This window comes from Psychrobacter pocilloporae (assembly GCF_029872915.1).
Lineage (GTDB): Bacteria > Pseudomonadota > Gammaproteobacteria > Pseudomonadales > Moraxellaceae > Psychrobacter > Psychrobacter pacificensis.
On the sequence record NZ_PGFT01000001.1, the window covers coordinates 2,675,175 to 2,694,161 of the forward strand.

Sequence of the window (18,987 nt, forward strand, 5' to 3'; positions counted from 1 at the left end):
AGGTAGTAATTTATAGCGTTTTTATGCTGATTTTATAATAGTGACTGTATTACAGTGACCTTATTATAGCGACTTTAAGAACGCATTTAGCTCGGCGCGACCTTGCTTGTCTAACTTCAATACTTGTTGCTGTTGCTTTTCGGCTTCTCCGCCGTGCCAAAGAACCGCTTCCATCAGCGTACGAGCGCGTCCATCATGCAAAAACGTCGCTTGTGGATCAACCGTTTGCGCAAGTCCCACGCCCCAAAGTGCGGGCGTGCGCCATTCATAAGAATTGGCTAAAAACTCAACTTGAGCGTCTTTGGATGGTAGCTTACCCGCGATAGTACGATCAGCAAGGTCATCTCCCATGTCATGTAGCAATAAATCGGTGTAAGGATAAATCACTTGTCCATGCTGCTCAAGATGATCGTCGTCAGTTTTTGGCAGCTGATATCTTGGCGTATGGCAGCTTTGACAGCCCATGTCATAAAAACGCTTTTTACCCGCCAGCACAAGCTTATCATCCGCATTACGGCGGTGCGGCACTGCCAAATTACGGGTATAAAACTCCACAAACTTGGCAACATCGTCGTTCACTTCAACGGGCGGTTTGCCATTGCCTTGCTCATCAGCACCTGTTGTCGCATTTAAGCAGACGGTCTGGGTCGGCATGCAGGACTCATGAGGACGAATGTTTGACGTCAACCCCATGTCTTCGTTAAAAGCACTTTGATTTTGGGTAATCAGTTTGGTTTGACCGGCTTTCCAGCCAAAACGTCCAAGCGCACGTTTACCCGTCTGTGGATCCATCACCCAATTGAACTTACCACTGATGTCGCTATTGCTATTATCGTTTGCTTGTTTTTTAATATCATCCTCAGGTATTTGCTCTAGCAGCCCAAGCCCAATCATTGGGAGCGCCACTCGTGGTGATACCATCATCGCCTCATCAAAAGCGCCATAACCAGGGTTGGTCAGATTAAAGGTTGGCGCACGTAGCGTCTCAATATGCCCATCAGCGAAAGTGACTGGCTTATCTGTCCACTGCACCGCAATTCTGGCTTCAGCAGGGACACCTTGGATACCCCGATCTTGCAATTGCCCACCATACATAGGGTGGACGACCTTTTCAATCAGCGAGTCCTGTAACTGTTGTCGCTGCTCATCCGTTGTTGCTGGCATAGAGAGACGAAGCAATAAACTGTCCGCATCATCATCGGCAGTCATGGGCGCATGACCGCGGCCGTCTTTGATATGGCAAGACTGACAAGCCGCCACATTGAATAGCGCACCAAGCCCATCTCGACTGTCGGTACTGGCAGGAGCGACGACCCAAGGCTGCTTAAAGAATGCATTACCGATAAAAAACGAACCCTTACGCGACGCTGTCAGGTTCGATGAAGGCTTAGAGTAGCTTTCAGCACTGGTAATACTGATACCCGTATCACCGCCTTGCTTGATCTCTTGAGGATCAAAGCTGATCAATTGCTGCATCGGCACGCCAGCCAGTGCTTCGATATTTTCGGCACGTTCAAAGGTGAGCGGTTGAGTTGTTTCACTGGTGCTTGCGCTGCCCTCATTATCCGAGGTCTTATTCGAAACGCTATCAGCTGGTTGACATGCGCTTAGCGCCGCTGCACCCATCATGAGCAGTGCAAGCTTGGATGGCAAATTTTGTATTATGGCAGAAGGAAGAAGAAAAACAGAAGACTTTGGATAGATGGCTTTCATAAACATCAAGCGCCTTAGTTTTAGAGTAGAAACATCAAGTCGATATCGATCACGTTGTCATTGGCATCGATAGTCTGGTTCAGAATATAGCCTTATTGGCCTATTTTGAAACGGATAAATAGACGTTGCCAACCATCGTTGATAACGTCTATTTACCCAACTGATCATTTTATCAAGGTAAGTCTTATACAGATAATAAGCACCTTTTAGCTACTTGGTGTCTGCTTAAAACTGTGACCCTGCATCTGCATCAAGATTATCAATACCAACGGCTTTTGCGGCATTTTCGATACCAGCGGTCAGCTCTTGCAAGCTATTAATACCCGCTTCTACCCAGCCGCGACGGATATTCTGCTCTTCAGCAGAAACGCCTTCTTGACTTGCTTGACCAACCGTTGCAATCATTTGGTCAATTTTGACGCCTTCTTTCTCGCCCTTTTCAACCATGACGTTGAATGCACCTTCGACTTTACTAAAGTCAGCGGCCAATTTATCAGCTTCCTCTACATGACTGCTGTCAACGAGATAGTCTTTAACACCATAGCCACCGACTGTTTTACCAGCGACTGTCTGGTAGCTACCATTAAAGACATTTTGGATACCGCGGGCATTATTGGCATAGCTCAGATGCGTCAAGTCACTAAAGCATTCGTGCTCATCTTCGGTAGACCCTGTGACAAAAGCGACCTGCATACGCTCAGACGCAAGCTCACCCAGTGCTAAACTACCCATTTGGTACATGATCTGACGCAGGCCATTGTCATATTTACGCGCAAGCAAATCACTGCGTAAAGTATTTTCGGTATCAGGCTGCCACTGGGCTTCCATTGCGGTCAAATCATCCACCAATAATTGAGTAGCGGCTTTTAAAAACTCACCGCGGCGCTCACAAATACTGGCATCTTCATTGACCGTATCACCGCTGGTACATTGTTCAGCTTCCGTCACATAATCAGTGACTGGGCGATTACCCGCGCCTTCTTTTACGCCATTGGTGTCTTGACCCCATAGCATAAACTCAATCGCATGATAGCCAGTCGTTACATTGGCTTCGCTACCGCCAATCTCGTTCATGTCGGCAAGCAGCTCAGGTGTAATTGTACTGGTATCTTGCTTGGTACTACCGACCGTAATGCTATCGCTATTGATGATATTTTCTTGACTGTTGTACTCACCTTCATAGTCATCACTGACATAATCGATCAGCGCCTCATCTAGCGGCCAAGCGTTGATTTGACCTTCCCAGCTATCGACGCTTTTGATCGCGCGCTTATCATTTGCCGTCACAAACCCTTCATCAAAACGGAAAATTTCCGTCTGTGAGTACGGCTGACGAGCCGCTTTGTACGCAGCTTTGGCAGCATCAAGGTTGGCTTGTGTCGGTGTTGCCACAAACGTATTTACCGCTGTCTGGAGTTTTTCGGCTGTCTCTAGCGAATCCTTGTAGGCTGCATGGGCCATATTTGCGTAGCTGATGACTAACCTATCAATATGTGCTTTTTCGGCAGCTGATATTTCTGTATTGTCGCCTGTTTCTGTGCTTACAACCTCTGTCTGCGTCTCAGTAGCAGCAGTGTCTTCTTCGGTTTTTTTGGTACAGCCCGATACCATTAACAATCCTGCAAGTGCAACAGCTAAAGTAGTTGGTAAAATCTTACGGCGTGTTTCTGTGGTAATCGTCATACAAATCCTCAAAGAGATAGCAAAATTCGTTTTGGTTAAATGGCTTCCATCATATCGATTATCAAATCACGCCTTAATCAGCTGATTTGATCTCGTATATTTATGCTTATCGCATATTATCAAGCTTGTAACTATTCAGTAATAAAACACTAACAAATTATAGTGTTATTGATAATCGTTATCAATACTTAATTTTATGTTAATAATCATTAATCTTTATGATCCTTTTATAAAATGTCATCAAATACTAAACGAGCACTATTCTATTTTGGACAGCAGATATTATACCTGCGCTATCCTAACTATCGAGTTTGTTCAATCAAAATTTAGCGCATAAAAAAAGAGCCAACATATCGCTGACTCTTTTTGCTAGATAAGTGCGTGAAAATCATTTGCACCTATCAAATAGCTATATAGAACTGTCGATTAGTTGACGCTTTGTGGTGCATTAACCGTTAGCTCAACACGGCGGTTTTGCTGACGACCAGATTCAGTGTTGTTAGTAGCAACTGGACGTGACTCGCCATAAGCAACTACATTGATACGGTTAGAAGCAATACCGCGAGCCGTTAGATAGTTGGCAACTGAGTAAGCACGGTCGCGTGACAGACCCATGTTGTAAGATGCTGAACCTTGGCTATCAGTGTGACCAGCGATCGTGATTGTGTTCTGGTTATACTGGTTCATGGTTGAAGCAAGCTTGTCTAGCGTTGGCTTGAATGATGAGTTAAGTGTTGCACTATCAAACGAGAAAGTGATGCTACCTGGCATAACAAGATCAATGTTACCCGTGGTTGGGTTTTGGTTAACAGTCACGCCTGTACCAGCCATTTGCTGCTCAAGCTGACGAGCCTGACGCTCCATGTAATAACCAACGCCAGCACCCAGTGCCGCACCGATAGCAGCATCACGACCAGTCTTTTCGCCGCCTGTTGCTTTTGAGATAGTTGCGCCACCTGCTGCACCAACTAGGCCGCCCAATGCAGCTTTATTCAAACGTTGCTGCCCAGTGTTTGGATCAGTCGTACAACCGCTAAGTGCTAGACCTGATGCTACTGCTGCAATTAATAATGTATTACGCATGATATTTCCTCTATAAGTTTAAAATATTATAAATCGTGCTTTATCAAGATTGTCCGTTAATCTTATTAAGTACTTATTTACTTTCGTCATTATTATGGCAATTACAATCTAACTCTGTGTAATATTTTGTCACACCTATGTATGAGAAGTGCAGATTAACTTTACGGTATTTCTTAGCATCTAAACTATCCAATACCTGTTCCTTGTTATCACTAGTCACGTTTACACTCGTACACTGCGAAACGTTTCTGCTAAAATTATGTGGCCAAATTTCTCATCGTCAAATGACCGCTGTATCAGGAATTAACCAGCAACGCTTCTATGATTAGCGCTTAGTCCACTGGATTATTGGTCATCAATCATATGAGCAGTTTTGGCAATATCTAAAACATCGACTTGTGAAATATATGGCTTACTTATTAATTAAACTGAACCAAGAGGATTAAGCATGCGACTGACATCTACCATTCGAAAACTGCACAAACGCACGCCCAAACTGGGTAAGGCGGTTTCATTAGCGACAGCAGCAAGCGTTATCACTGCCAATAGCTTTGGTGGTAGTATTCCTTTGTGGTTGATGGGTGTCAGCAAAGTCATCACGGGTGCACCTATTGCAGATAAAGCGGTCATCAAAATCGCGACTTACTGGATCAGCAGCAACAGTGCACTAATCGATGACATGCTGCCTCGCAAAGATTGGCGTATCAGCCTACCAGATGATATTCGCATCGATGGTAAATACCTTCTGGTCAGCAACCACCAATCTTGGGTCGATACCAGCATCGTGCAATACATTGGCGAAAAGCGCCTGCCATTGACGCGCTTTTTTACTAAATTTGAGCTGATCTATATTCCCATCGTTGGGCAAGCTTTTTATTTTTTAGATTTCCCCATGATGCGCAGGCATTCCAAAGAAGCCATCGCCAAAAACCCAGCACTTAAAGGTAAAGATATCGAAGAGGCCAAGCGTGCCTGTGCCCTTTTAAAAGACAAGCCGTTCACCTTGCTAAACTATCTAGAAGGTACGCGCTTTACCAAGGCCAAACATGCCAAACAGCAGTCTCCTTATACGCACTTGCTAAAACCACGAGCAGGCGGCTTATCCCTTGCGATTAACGCCCTAGGCGAGGATATCGATGGCATACTGGATATGACCATCGTCTATCCTGATGGCGTACCAAGCTATAGCGATCTGTGGAAAGGCAATATCAAACGTTTGGGCGTGGATCTAAGATATATTGATATACCAGATGCGTTGTTTGAGGGAATTAAGCAAGGCGGCTATGAAAATGATGAGGCAATAAAAGCACAGATGTTTGACTGGGTTGAACACATCTGGCGTCAAAAAGATCAGCGCATCACTGACATGCTGGCTGATTTTGAGACAGCCCCTGAAACTCAAGTGGCTCAATAAATGACTCACTTACGCCGTAAGTCATCACATACCTTTTAAAAGACGCAGCACTCATAGTCCGATAACGGACAAAATCTAGTCATACTGCCATAAGCGCTTGAGTAATCAATAACGCAGGGGCTAATGATGATACGTGAGCACTGTACTGATGATAGTCGCGTTGCAAATGATCATTATTACTTTATAAGTGGCTATGCATGATTTTTAATCATAGATGGGTTGTTTTTTGGCCTTATTCATTGATAATGTGATTAATCATGTACGCATCGATTTTTGATGGTTATTTTTAATAGCCGTCAAAAATTTACTCATTTCTTTGTGCCATTTATCATTTATAAGGTATGACTGTGCCCGCCTCTCCTACTACCAGCCCGCCTATTGCAACTGCACCGGTGTCGCCTCATCTTGCAAATAGTGAGCCGCCAAGGCCAAACCGTCCAAAACCCAGTCGTTTAAAGCTCACTTATGATATCGTGATGCTTATCGCTATCAGTATTGACCTTCTGCTGATCAGTCTGGATGCTGTATTGATGAGCGACTTTAGTGCCAATGCTGCACAATGGCTGTCAGTCAGCGAGGGACTCAACTGGTATCAGGCGACGTTGCATGAGCCGTTGCGTACCGCTGGTGGGTTTTTTACCATATTTTTGGTTGCTGAATTACTATTACGCTGGGCAATCGCAATCAAAGAAAAAGTCTATTATCGCTGGTTTTTCTTCCCTTTTGTCCACTGGTACGAAGTCTTAGGCTGTTTTCCGCAGCTACGTTTGTTACGGTTATTTAGAGCCGTTGTTATCGGACGCCGATTGTACCAGCTTGGCTACCAAGTACTCCCGCAGCCATGGATCAATCGTATTAAGTTCTATATTGACCTATTATTAGAAGAGCTCTCTGATCGTGTCATCCTGACGACCATCCAAAATTTTAGGCAGGAATTGACCAACCCTGAAACGCACAAATCTTTTATCGAGTCAGCCATCACGCGCAACCGTGCTGAGATTGAAGCGGCTGTATTATCCATTCTGCGCTCAGAGCTTGCACCAAAACTACAGGAGCTGACTGCCTCATCAGGTGGTGGCAGTCTATTAGCCAGCGAAATGGGCAACGCTATTGAAGAAGGTCTAGCCAATACTCCTGAGCTGCGACGCTATTTGCGCATGATTCCTATCGCCGGTAGCCTGATCGAATCACAACTGCAGCATGTCGGACACAACATCGGTGAAAACGTTGTTTATGCCTTAAATAAGCGCCTGCTTGACCCTGAGCGGCTTGACGCATTGATGGTGGAGATTGCCCATGGTATTGCGCAAATAGACACCGATAATAGTGCACTTGATACTCTGATTTCGAGTATCATTGATGACAGTTTGACTGCATTTGAAGCACAAGTAAAAGTACAACAGTGGAAGCATCAAGACATGCTAAATCTATAGCAGAGCTGGCTATGAGCATGACACAATAATAACAATGACACCGTGAATACAGCGACAGAATTATTTTTAAGGGTTTATATATGACAGTTTCAGACAATAATAATCAGACTGCAAGCGCAGCACCAGCCTTAGCCCTATATGGCAAGATGCTGACCTTTTCACGTTTACAGTTTAGTACCAGCGATCTAGGTACTATTGAAGCCCAGCTTACTGAGACATTGAGCAACAAATCCAGTAATATCCCAATCCTTATCGATAGCGACGTCGAGCAAGATTTATCTGCCTTAGTAGAGCTATTATGGTCATGGGGACTACAGCCGATCGGTGTGGTGACAGGCCTACTTGATGATCAAGCGCGCGAGCAGCGCTTGGCCATCTTTCCTGCAGATGGTAAACGCATTGAACGTATCGTACCTAGCAAAACAGCCCCTACACCGTCCAATAAACCTAAAGAAGATAATCGCGCAAAATCAGCCAACGATACTAGCACCGAGAGTGCGGCAAATATACCTGCCACTGAAACCACCATCTCCAGTCTTCCAGATGAGACATTGTTAAGTGCTCAGCATATTACCAGCCTCATCTACGACCAGATGCTACGCTCAGGCCAAAGCTTAAACCATGTCGGCGGCGATTTGATTCTGACAAACAGTGTGAATAGCGGTGCTGAAGCCATCACTGACAACAGCTTACATGTCTATGGACGTGCGCAAGGCCGCTTGGTGGCAGGCGCAACAGGCGACAAAGATGCTCGTATTTTCTGCCAAGTTTTCAATCCTTCTCTGGTTTCTGTAGCAGGCACTTATTGTTTGCGAGACAACCTACCTGAGCACGTGATTGATAAACCTGTACAAGTCAAGTTTGTGGAAGGTGAAGGCCTAGTATTTATCGTAATGGATGAAGCTTAATTATTGCTCAGTTAAAAATAATAAACGGTTAGGTGATTGTCTAGTAAAGTAAACTGGGTAAGGTAAGCTGTAATTATATAAGCTGCTGTGTCAGATAAATAAAACAAGATATATTAAATTAATCGTTACAATTGAGCTATTATTAAGTGTTGGTTCTAACGTTATTTGCCGTATATTTAAATAGCTATCATACGGCTAAAAATTATCGCCATTAACTGTAAAATTTATAAGCAAAAGCCCTTTATAGCTCATATCTCAGTTGTTTTTCTGCTTTAATATAGACTTGCTATAAATATCTATATATTTATGCTAGGCTATCTTCGCAGATAGTACATATATAGTTAGTAGATAAATACCATGCAATTGTGCTATTTATATAAAAGATATCCCATTGATTCATAGGAGTGTGCCATTGTGGCGAAGATAGTTGTAATCACTTCAGGTAAAGGCGGTGTAGGCAAAACCACGACTAGCGCCTCTTTTGCCGCTGGTTTAGCATTGCGTGGCTATAAAACGGTTGTAATTGATTTTGATGTAGGTCTACGTAATCTAGACTTGATCATGGGTTGTGAAAACCGAATTGTTTATGATTTCGTTGATGTCATTACCGGTAGCGCACGCTTGTCGCAAGCACTTGTCAAAGACAAACAGCTTGAAAACCTGTATATCCTTCCTGCTAGTCAGACGCGTGATAAAGACGCATTGACGGATGAAGGTGTCGCAGAGGTCATGACTGAGCTGTCTAAACAGTTTGACTATATCATCTGTGACTCACCTGCTGGTATCGAGCGCGGTGCACAGTTGGCCATGTATCACGCTGACGAAGCCATCATTGTTACCAACCCTGAGATCTCTTCAGTACGTGACTCGGATCGCATCATCGGTATTTTGCAAAGTCAAACGAAAAAGGTTGAAGAAAACCTAGGCTCTGTACGTGAGCACTTGGTTATCACTCGTTACAATGCAGAACGTGCTGCTGCGAACGAGATGATGGACATCGACACTATCTCAAATGACATCTTAAAAGTACCATTGCTCGGCGTTGTGCCTGAGAGCCATTCTGTGCTCGAAGCATCGAACCACGGTGAGCCTGTTATTCATTATACCGACTCTGTTGCTGGTCAATGTTATGATGATATCGTCGCCCGTTTCTTAGGCGAAGAGCGTCCACTACGTCATATTGATGTGAAGAAAAAGAGTTTACTACAGCGCTGGTTTGGGGGTTAATGATGACTAAGAAAAAAGGATTTTGGAGTAGCCTATTCGGTACTGACGATGGCAGTAGTGCAGGCAGTGCCAATCTAGCTACCGAACGTCTCAAGGTTATCGTTGCTAGCGAAAATCGTCTAAATAACCGCCTAACGGTTGATCGTATCGAAAAAATGAAACGTGAAATCTTAGAAGTGGTCAACAAATATGTGAATGGCGTGCAGATTGATGATGTCAATATCAATCATCGCTCAGAAGACAGCTTAGATGTGTTAGAGATGAACATTAATTTACCTGAACACAAAAAGTAAATTTGTAATCAGACCTTTAGACCGTAAGCACTTTCATTTATCACTTAAAAAGCCCTAAGTAATGTACTTAGGGCTTTTTTGCATCTTTAAGTTTATTGGTACGGCATGCTGTATACAGCATTCGAGCATTGATCAATAGCAGATCATTTCATACGTGATATTAAATTGTCTTTTTTGATAAACTGATGATACAAGGCAGCACCAATATGCAGCGCTGTAAAACCGATGATCATTGGCCAAATAATATCGGTATGTAAATCATTATAAAAGCGGGCCAAACTCCTATCAGGAGTCACAAACACGGGTATTTGGAATAAACCAAAGATATCGACAGGACGACCACCATATACAGTCATCAATAAACCAGCAAGCGGCATAGCAATCAGAATGGCATAGAGCGCAAAATGCGATAACTTAGAGACCATCGATTGCCATTTTGGCATTGGTATAGACGGTGGCGCTTTGGTAAAGATGCGGTTGATAACTCGCGCAATCATCCAACACAACAAGCTTATCCCAAACGCTTTGTGAAATCCGATATATAGATTGCTATCGAGATTTTCATGCAGCAGTATCATCACCCATGTGATCAATAATAAAACTGCGCTGATCCAATGAAATATACGACTGCTGAGCGACCATTTTGATACGTTAGAATTATTCATGAGCGGCTCTATAGTTTTTATTAAACGTTATTTATAATTGATATTATATATAGGGCAGCAACTCATTCAATAACAAAAAGTAATCAGCATTGCTCGGGTACTACCTATGAGGTGAAGCATAACTGAAACTTAGACGAGAATCTAGTCATCTGAATTCACCAAATGATGCGCAATTTTGTCCAAGTCTGGTACCAAATAAACATTGTCGTCAATCATAACGGTTTGATACAGATAAGAGAGCACAACGTTTTCGTCATACTGCCCTTCTATTTTATCAACGCTAGTATCCGCAAACTGCTCGGGAAGCTCTGTATCTTTGACGTCAGAAATACGGGCTTGTAATTGGCGCAACTCACCTGCCGTTTGCAAAGCAAATCGATGCTCGGTGGTATTGCCCTCTAGTATGATGACTTTCTCTGGTGTTCTATCCTGCGGTAACAAGTGAAAGACAGCAAGATTTTGCGCTTGCCACTGATACTTGGATATACGCTCTTGATAATCGTCGACGCTCAAAATCAAACTGCTCGGAATAATCCAATCGGGTTGGTTAGATGCTGGCACGATAGTCACATCGAGCATACCATTGTTGGTTGTCAGTAAACTTACCGCTTCAAATGAGTGTTTCAAAATTTGTTTCATACGTCGCTCACAATCAGTTAGCGTGAATGGCTTGCTGCCCTTTCACCAATATAATCAGTCAGTTTTTTTGCCAAATCTGTCGGACTACCAACGAAACCACAATACCCTGAGTCAATAATAGCCTGAGGTTGACTCGGACATGCACTCAAACTAGGGTCTTGCGCCCACAACTGGCTGTTGTTGTCTTGAACCATATCCAAATACTGAGAGCCATCATTGCCCATACCCGAAAATATAATATTGATTAGATCGCTACCATAAACATCACTGGTATTTTTTAGAATCTGACCAATAGCAGGCTTATATTCACCGCTCCAAGCTTGATCTAACAAGATGACCCTACCAGCTGAATCACAGACTATTTGCTTATCAATAGGGGCTATGAGGCAATGCCCTGCTCGCAAACGCTGCGAGGACGCGATAACCTCACAGCGCCAATCATTATGGCGATTGAGTATCCGTGGTAACGTACCAATCATGGTCTGATTGAAATGATGCGCCAATAAAATACACACTGGCAGTGTCGCTGGCACATTGTCTAAAAATTCTTTTACCGCACTAGGACCGCCCATAGACGCGCCCAAAAATACGACATACTGCCAGCTTCTTTCAGTGTCATCGCCCTTGTATTCGGGAGTATCGATCAGGGCTGGTAGTGCTAAAAGCTTTGCAAGTTTACGTTTTAACTTACGCTGCCATTTACCATATTGCTGTGCCTCATTGAGATATGGTGCTTGGCTAAAGCCCACCAAGACAGCCGCTGATTTTGACGCGATTGTTGCGGTTGCTACACTGTCATCATAATCACTGTCTATCAGCCAAATATCAATATCTACATTAGACAGCTCACTTTTTGCTTGCCACTGTGCTCTTGACACACAACCTACAAGGGTAAAGCCGCAACTACGTACGGTATCTGAAAAAGCCAAGCGCTGGCGATGATCCTCTGCCATCACCAGCACTTTGATATCATGATTGCTTTTTTGTCGCAGTGCTAAAACACGTGCATTATCCGTCATTAGTTAGGCTAACCTCTTCACCTAGTAGTCTTTGAATTTTTTCAAGAAGCTCTTTTTCTTGGAATGGTTTACCCATATAGTCGTTCACCCCAATCTCTAGAGCACGCTCACGATGTTTTTCTCCAGTACGTGAGGTAATCATAATAATTGGGATATGCTGTAATCGACTATTGAATCTGACCTGAGTCGCCACCTCGAATCCATCCATACGCGGCATTTCGATATCTAACAAGATCATATCTGGTGTTGTATCTTGTAGTATCTCGATTGCATCGATGCCATCTTTTGCAACCGCCACATTGAATCCTTGACGCTCCAAGAAGCGAGACGTTACCTTACGTACAGTCACTGAGTCGTCGACTACCAGTATCGTTGATTTGGTGGCGATACGTCCTCGCTTGGTACTCGCAGATTTTGAGAGGTTTTTGACCAGCTGTGCATTACGCATTAATGCAATTAAGTCTAGGATGAGCATTACCGATCCATCACCCATGATAGTAGCCGCTGAAATACCCGGTATATTCGATAATTGCTGTCCTAGAGGCTTAACAACAACTTCGATACGTGATCCTGCAATCTGATCAACTTGCAGTGCAATATTTTGCCCTGTGCGGTTTTTAATAATAATCAGCGGCAGACTGGTGTTGGTATTAACCACCAGCTCGTTCAGTTTATTACCAGATAAGATCTCGTTGAGATAGCGTACACGATACTCCGTGTCTTCAAAGTTCAATGTAGCATCATCTGAATGATAATAGTCATAGAGCTTTTCTGGGTTAACCCGTACCACGCGCTCAATCTGTACCAATGGTATTGCATAGTAACGATCTGCGGCGCGCACAACCAGCGCATCAGAAACAGCAACAGTCAATGGCAAGCGCATCGTAAATTTAGAGCCTTCTCCAAGCTCGGAGACAACAGAGACCGCACCGCCTAACTGACGAATTTCACTAATAACAACGTCCATGCCAACGCCGCGTCCAGAGATCTGTGTCACCTGCTTACTAGTACTCAGCCCAGCATTAAAGATATATTGCATAATATCAAGATCAGAAAGACTGTCATCGTCTGCATCAATAAGACCTTGAGAGATCGCTTTATTTCTTACCGCTTCTACATCGATACCACGGCCATCATCTGATAGTTGGATGACAATCTCACTACCTTCACGATGTACCTCAAGCGTAATATTACCACTGCGCTCTTTACCTGCTTTTAGACGTGCTGATGTGGTTTCGATACCGTGATCGACAGCATTTCGTAGCATATGCTCAAGCGGTGAGGTAATCCGCTCTAGGATGGTTCTGTCCATCTCATCATCAGCGTTGATGATGGTCAGCTCAACCGATTTATTCAACTCATTAGCCGTCTGCCGAACAATACGCTCAAGACGCGGTGTCAGACGCGTGAATGGTACCATACGCGAATTCATCAGCCCATCTTGCAACTCAGTCTGTGTCCGCGATAGCTGTAGCAACAGGCTTTCACTATCACGAGTCTTTTCTAATAGAGTATGATTAATATCCACCAAATCCGAGGCAGATTCTGTCAATGATTTTGATAATTGATTCAGTGAAGAATACTGATCCATCTCGAGAGGATCGAAATCCTCATTATCAATCAGCTCATCATCTATTTGTGACAAAATCTGAGCTTCAAGCTCAATCTCCATACGGCGTAACTGATCTGCCAGTCGCTGTACCGTTGTACCCATCTCTTCGATACTATTGGTCAAGCTACTAATACCCATATCAATACGGGCGCGGTTAATCGCTGACTCACCAGATAGATTAATCATATGCTCAATCAGACCACCTGAGATACGAATCATTTCATTACTACTAGTGCTGTCGTCCTCCTTATTGGTATTACTGAACATAGATGGCATCTCGCTAATATCTTTTGCAAGATAGTGAGAGTCTTGGTTTTCTTTGGCAATCAAAATTGCTTCGCGCTGAGACTGTAGGGATTCTTTAGGAACTTGTTTGAGACTATCAGGATTTCTCCCAAACTGCTCTAACGCCTCGATCAATAGTGCAGGTGTTGGCGGATTGACATGATGCTGAAGTATAAATACGGCATCAGCAAGCCAATCATGACTGGCAACTAGCAATTCTAATACTTTCTGAGTAGGGGGACGACGGTTACTCACAAAATCCGTATAAACCGACTCCATTTCATGCGCCAAATCAGCGATACCGGACGCAGTCACCATTCGGGCACCGCCCTTAATCGTATGCAGATCTCGCTGAAGTGCTTGTAATGCTGTGGTATTATTTGTGTCGTTCAAGAACAAATGCAGGTATTTATTACGATTGGTAAGCTCCTCCGCCTCTTCTAAGAACACCGATAATATGTCTGGATCAGGCAACCCATTAGCCCATGATTGCTTAATCATGGTATCTAGGCTGAGCAATTCTGATATTTCGGTATTGCTAATGGCCTCATCCGCCACTACGTTTTGAATGTCTGGTTCAAGATAGTTTTTCGGTACTGGTATGATCAGCTCTACCGTTTCTGGTAAGGTTTTTTCTTTTTCAAACGTTCTTAGTTGCTCAATCAGCTCTGAGGTGAAAAAGGATTTTTTATGATTCACGATATGCATCACTTGTTGCGACATCGTGTCTTGCACCATTTGCATAATCTCAAGCCACTGTGTCGTCGGCTCTCGTCTGTTTTCTACAAAAGACTCATAAACACTTTCTGCTTCATGAGTTAGATCACCAATACTACGAATGCCAGCCATCCGTGCACCACCTTTAATGGTGTGCAAATGACGCTGTAATACTTTTAGCGAGTTGATATTAGTAATATCGTCACGCCATTTATTGAAACTCTCATCTAGGGCGTTATCAAGTTCTTGAGCTTCTTCTAAGAAAATCTCTAATAGCTCAATATCCGTATCAATCGTTTCAAATTGGATTTTAGGTGCTGAAATAGCTCGAACGACAAAGCCTTCGTCGTTATCATCAAGGTTATCATTTTGATAGATACCTTGTAGCTCACTCATTACCTGCTGGTCTATTTTCAATGACGTACTACCAGCTAGGGCATCGAATAGCCCAATCAACTGGGCATGACCTGATAGCAGAATAGATTGAATGTCTCTATCTCTCGCTTTATCAATATTATCACTCAGGTAACTATAGGCATTACCTAGCTCATTCAGAACGGTAATGAATTTTGGAAATGCTTGAGCTTTATCTATTAAACAGGTGATTTGTGAAATTTGCTGCGCGATATAGTCTTGACTGTGTTCTTTTTCAGCATGACCAAGCGCCTCCTCTAACTCCCACTCAGCATCTAATAACGTGTCGATATTATTATCTAATAACTCTTCTATCGTTGGTTTGCTATTAGTAACAACGGTCGCATCAGCATCACTAATGACATACTGCTCAGCCAGCATTGCTTGCAATGACGCTATGTCTTGCTCTTGCTGACTGTGTGAATCTTCTACTATGACACTACGCTGCTGAATATTTTGTTTGTAGCTACTTAAATAACCATTTATCAGCTTGGCAGATTGAGCTAAAGCCTCTAGATGTTGGGCACTCATCGCTATATCTTGCTGATGCAATAGCTCCAAACTGTGCTCTATCGCTGCGCTAACTTCGCTGATAGCAGCCAAAGCACTGGAGCCAGATGCGGCTCGTAATGTGTGAAATGCACGTACTATTTCATCCGTTATCTCAATCAGTTGCTGATCTTGATTGTCGCTGACAAATTGATCAATGTGATGAAGTAACTCTTCTGCTTCATCAATAAATATCTTACAAAATGCTTTTTCTTCTTCGCTTTGAGGCGCTAAAACAACAGTTGCCTCTGCCATTTTTTCGTTGACAGAATGGAAGGTCTGTAGCGTCATGTCTATCGCTTCATTAGTCTCATCATAGGTAGGACTGTCTTCGTCTATGCTAGTTATCAATACAGGCTCTTGCGCGGCGTCAGCTTCAGCTTCAGAATGGCTTGTTGCTTGCTCATATAAGCGAGAGTAACTAAACGCATCACCCTGTTGCTTACTATAGGCATTGGCGCAGGCAATCCATAAGGGCACTAAAGCTGGGTAATCTTGGCTGTTATTTTCAAATGCTACTAACATTTCAGGATAAGCGGCCAATACATCTGACATCAGCTGACACATATCATTTGAGACAACAACACTATGATCCAATACGCGATTAAGCATATTCTCTATCGCCCATGCTAGCTCGGCGGTGTAGTTAGCGCCCACCATGCGACCAGAGCCTTTTAGAGTATGAAAACCGCGACGGATATCTTTTAGAGCGGCAAGGTCAGTCGAGGCTAGCTGCCAACCTTCATATAAAGGTACGATTTCGGCAAGTACTTCCTCGGCCTCTTCTATAAATATCTCTTTAATATCAGGATCTGCATCATTCGCATCGGCTGCTAATTGCTCGGTTTCTTGCATAAACGGGATAAGTACTGCTGGAATCTCTAAACCAGATAGCGATTCTGGTATATTTGTATTATTGCTTTCAGAATCTGCTCCTTCAGCACCATCAACGCTCGAAAGTAATGTTTCTAACGATACATCATCCATTGAATCAGAGTCATTGATACCTAACGCTACTTCAGCTGATGTTTCAGTGATTCCAGTCTCAAACGTATCTAAACCAGCATTGACAGGCTGCTGCGTCATTAGGTTACGACTTTTCAGAATAGTAATAGCAGGATCAGAGCTCGGTAATTGTTGTGCGGCAAAATCTGTCAGTAGCACTGGCAAACGTTCCGCCGTCTCTATTACCAGACGTACGACATCGTCTGTTACAGGGAGTGTCTTATCCAACAGACGGTTAAGTAGGTTTTCTATTGACCACGCCATCTCACTGATGCTAAAGGCACCAACCATGCGGCCTGAGCCTTTTAAGGTATGAAAGCTTCTACGGACTTCGGTCAAGGGTGTTAGATTTTGTGAATCCTGCTGCCAAATAGGAAGAAAATCTTCTAAATCAGTAATGACGTCGTTCACTTCTTCGATAAAAATATCACGAATCTCTTCATCAACTTCAAAGTTGTCAGGCTTGAGTTGTTCACGAGCACGCAGCAATGCATCACTCTCTACATTAGGATTAGTATCAGTGGTGTCTTGCGTTGCTATCACCGTTTCATTATCTGAGCTGGTCACAGGTGCGATCTCACCACTATCATCATAACGAAGCACATTCATCGCGACTGGCTTTTGCGTCAGCCATGTATCGTGAGTTGTTTCTGGTGATTTCGCATACGCATTAAGAAGCTGTGATGCTTTCGCTGCATACTCATTTGCCTGCGTCAATAAGTTTTGATCAAAGACTTGCTGCGCAAGATAGTCGAGTAACAATTCAATCGAGGTCAGACTCTCTGCCAAGGCTTGGGTCACATCCCAGCTAAGTACAGCAACCTCATGAGTGAGCAGTTGTGTGAATATACTACCTATATTTTCTACCGTCTCACTAATGACTGGCAGTCCCATATCATCAAAAGCATGGGCAATCTTGTCAAAGTCAGCAATGACTGGTAAAGACTGGATATCTTGACGTTGTATATACTCGTTAAAGCTTTCCTTGATCTCTTCAACGGCAATACGTAGCTCACGTAAGTCACTGTCAGTAGAAACTGACTCATGTCTATCTTTATCCTTTACATCACTGCTATCAAACGCTTCAGGTATAATAGCAAAAGAAGAAGAAGCGCCAATTTTGAGTGATATTACCTGCTCGGTATCGTAAATAGCACTATATAGCTCTTGTAACTTGCGCTCTATGTGCCATTGCTGCTGCGTAAACTCTGTCTCTGATAAGCGTGCTTGCTCTAAATCTGTAAGGATCGATTCAACTTGCGACGCATATTGCACCCAACCTCGACTCTCAAGCTGGCTCTTTATATGTCGTAGAGGGTTTATTAGCGTATCTGGCTTATCTAGATTGAAGATAAGAGTCTCAATCTCACTGAGCAATCGCGTTAAAAAACGTAAGGTCGCAGGCTCACACTGTGATATCTCATTAAGGGTAGATTGAGTTCGCTCGCTACTATTCTCTAGGTAGATGAGCTGAATATAGACACTGTTGATTAAGCCTTTAACAAGGCTCGAAGATAAGTGCGTAGGCTGAGTAGCAGATTCTATGACGCGATCAAGCTGACCCAATAGTGGCGCATAATATTCAGGTGATGGCGCTTCATTATGGGCAAGATCACTCAGCCACAACTCGCTCAAATACCATAGACGCTGTAAATCATTGTCTTGAGTATTCTGCCATAGATATTGACTAACTTTTTCTAAAATTTGTAGAACAGGTGCCTGATTGATATTGGCAACCAGCAATTTTTGTACTTGCTGTCGCCACACCAGTAACATCTGCTGATAGTGTTGATCTTCTAAATTGGTCGTAACATTACTCGTGGGTACTGCGATCTGAATGCTATTGACAATATCTTCATGAACCATACCTTCATGAGTATCATCATTGTTTAGATGCGCATGCTGGGTATCAGTAGCATCTATAAATGCATCTGCTTCCACACCTCGTTGCGATAGTATCTGGGCAAGCTCATTAGTAGCCTTATTTATTAGAGCAGGGTTGTATTTGCCTAGATGCGTATATTGACTGAGCGCATGTTGCAATAACTTATGAGAAAACTTGCCTATTTGACAGTCTCTAGCAGACAGATTGTGACTAGCCCCCAAGCTCGCCATAAAACTCAACTTATTGGCAAGATCTGCTAGTAGAGGCAAGCGAATCATAGTCAGCGCACCACTAACTTGATAGTAGTGCGATGTCATCTGTTGATAACTGTCGATATCGGCACCTGATTGCCAGCCATCAGATATCTGTGATAATTGCTCATTGAGCAGTGGCGACAACCACTCAAGCGTCACTATGTCATTGGGCTGCTTTTTCATAGGTTT

General features: G+C 43.4%; 12 protein-coding genes. 5 read left to right on the plus strand and 7 right to left on the minus strand.

Annotated elements, in window-relative coordinates; genetic code table 11:
• Window positions 1–63: 63 nt before the first annotated feature.
• The 3 genes from CUR83_RS11460 to CUR83_RS11470 form a co-directional block, all read right to left on the minus strand.
• Window positions 64–1,713 carry a di-heme oxidoreductase family protein gene (locus tag CUR83_RS11460; protein ID WP_284719685.1) on the minus strand — a complete coding sequence of 550 codons (1,650 nt, stop codon included), beginning with the start codon at window positions 1,711–1,713 and terminating at the stop codon, window positions 64–66.
• A 225-nt stretch (window positions 1,714–1,938) separates the two neighbouring features.
• A complete protein-coding gene (locus CUR83_RS11465) occupies window positions 1,939–3,396 on the minus strand; it encodes an imelysin family protein (protein ID WP_284719686.1) in 1,458 nt (485 codons plus the stop codon).
• A 426-nt stretch (window positions 3,397–3,822) separates the two neighbouring features.
• Window positions 3,823–4,479, minus strand: coding sequence for a YiaD family glycine zipper/OmpA-like lipoprotein (locus CUR83_RS11470; protein ID WP_212564182.1), 657 nt, complete (start codon window positions 4,477–4,479; stop codon window positions 3,823–3,825).
• Window positions 4,480–4,927: 448 nt separating this feature from the next.
• Here CUR83_RS11470 and CUR83_RS11475 point away from each other — a divergent pair, with 448 nt between their 5' ends.
• From CUR83_RS11475 to minE, 5 genes are all read left to right on the plus strand, one after another.
• On the plus strand, window positions 4,928–5,893 hold the full coding sequence (locus CUR83_RS11475) for an acyltransferase (protein ID WP_212564181.1): 966 nt from the start codon (window positions 4,928–4,930) through the stop codon (window positions 5,891–5,893).
• A gap of 341 nt (window positions 5,894–6,234) precedes the next feature.
• Complete coding sequence (locus tag CUR83_RS11480) at window positions 6,235–7,326, plus strand: hypothetical protein (RefSeq protein WP_223333420.1); 1,092 nt, start codon at window positions 6,235–6,237, stop codon at window positions 7,324–7,326.
• 80 nt (window positions 7,327–7,406) lie between these two features.
• Window positions 7,407–8,234 (plus strand): septum site-determining protein MinC, encoded by an 828-nt coding sequence (gene minC, locus CUR83_RS11485; protein ID WP_284719687.1) that lies wholly within the window; start codon window positions 7,407–7,409, stop codon window positions 8,232–8,234.
• Between the two features lie 414 nt (window positions 8,235–8,648).
• A complete protein-coding gene (gene minD / locus CUR83_RS11490; protein ID WP_058025481.1) occupies window positions 8,649–9,461 on the plus strand; it encodes a septum site-determining protein MinD in 813 nt (270 codons plus the stop codon).
• 2 nt (window positions 9,462–9,463) lie between these two features.
• On the plus strand, window positions 9,464–9,754 hold the full coding sequence (gene minE / locus CUR83_RS11495; RefSeq protein ID WP_071003763.1) for a cell division topological specificity factor MinE: 291 nt from the start codon (window positions 9,464–9,466) through the stop codon (window positions 9,752–9,754).
• Window positions 9,755–9,897: 143 nt separating this feature from the next.
• Here the strand turns inward: minE and CUR83_RS11500 are convergent, their stop codons facing one another.
• The 4 genes from CUR83_RS11500 to CUR83_RS11515 form a co-directional block, all read right to left on the minus strand.
• Complete coding sequence (locus CUR83_RS11500) at window positions 9,898–10,419, minus strand: cytochrome b (protein WP_284719688.1); 522 nt, start codon at window positions 10,417–10,419, stop codon at window positions 9,898–9,900.
• 141 nt (window positions 10,420–10,560) lie between these two features.
• Complete coding sequence (locus CUR83_RS11505) at window positions 10,561–11,058, minus strand: hypothetical protein (RefSeq protein WP_284719689.1); 498 nt, start codon at window positions 11,056–11,058, stop codon at window positions 10,561–10,563.
• Between the two features lie 17 nt (window positions 11,059–11,075).
• Window positions 11,076–12,077 carry a chemotaxis protein CheB gene (locus CUR83_RS11510; protein WP_058025478.1) on the minus strand — a complete coding sequence of 334 codons (1,002 nt, stop codon included), beginning with the start codon at window positions 12,075–12,077 and terminating at the stop codon, window positions 11,076–11,078.
• The gene (locus CUR83_RS11515) at window positions 12,067–18,981 is read right to left on the minus strand and encodes an Hpt domain-containing protein (protein WP_284719690.1); all 6,915 of its coding nucleotides are present in this window, start codon (window positions 18,979–18,981) and stop codon (window positions 12,067–12,069) included. The genes CUR83_RS11510 and CUR83_RS11515 overlap by 11 nt, the downstream gene beginning before the upstream one ends.
• Window positions 18,982–18,987 lie beyond the last annotated feature (6 nt).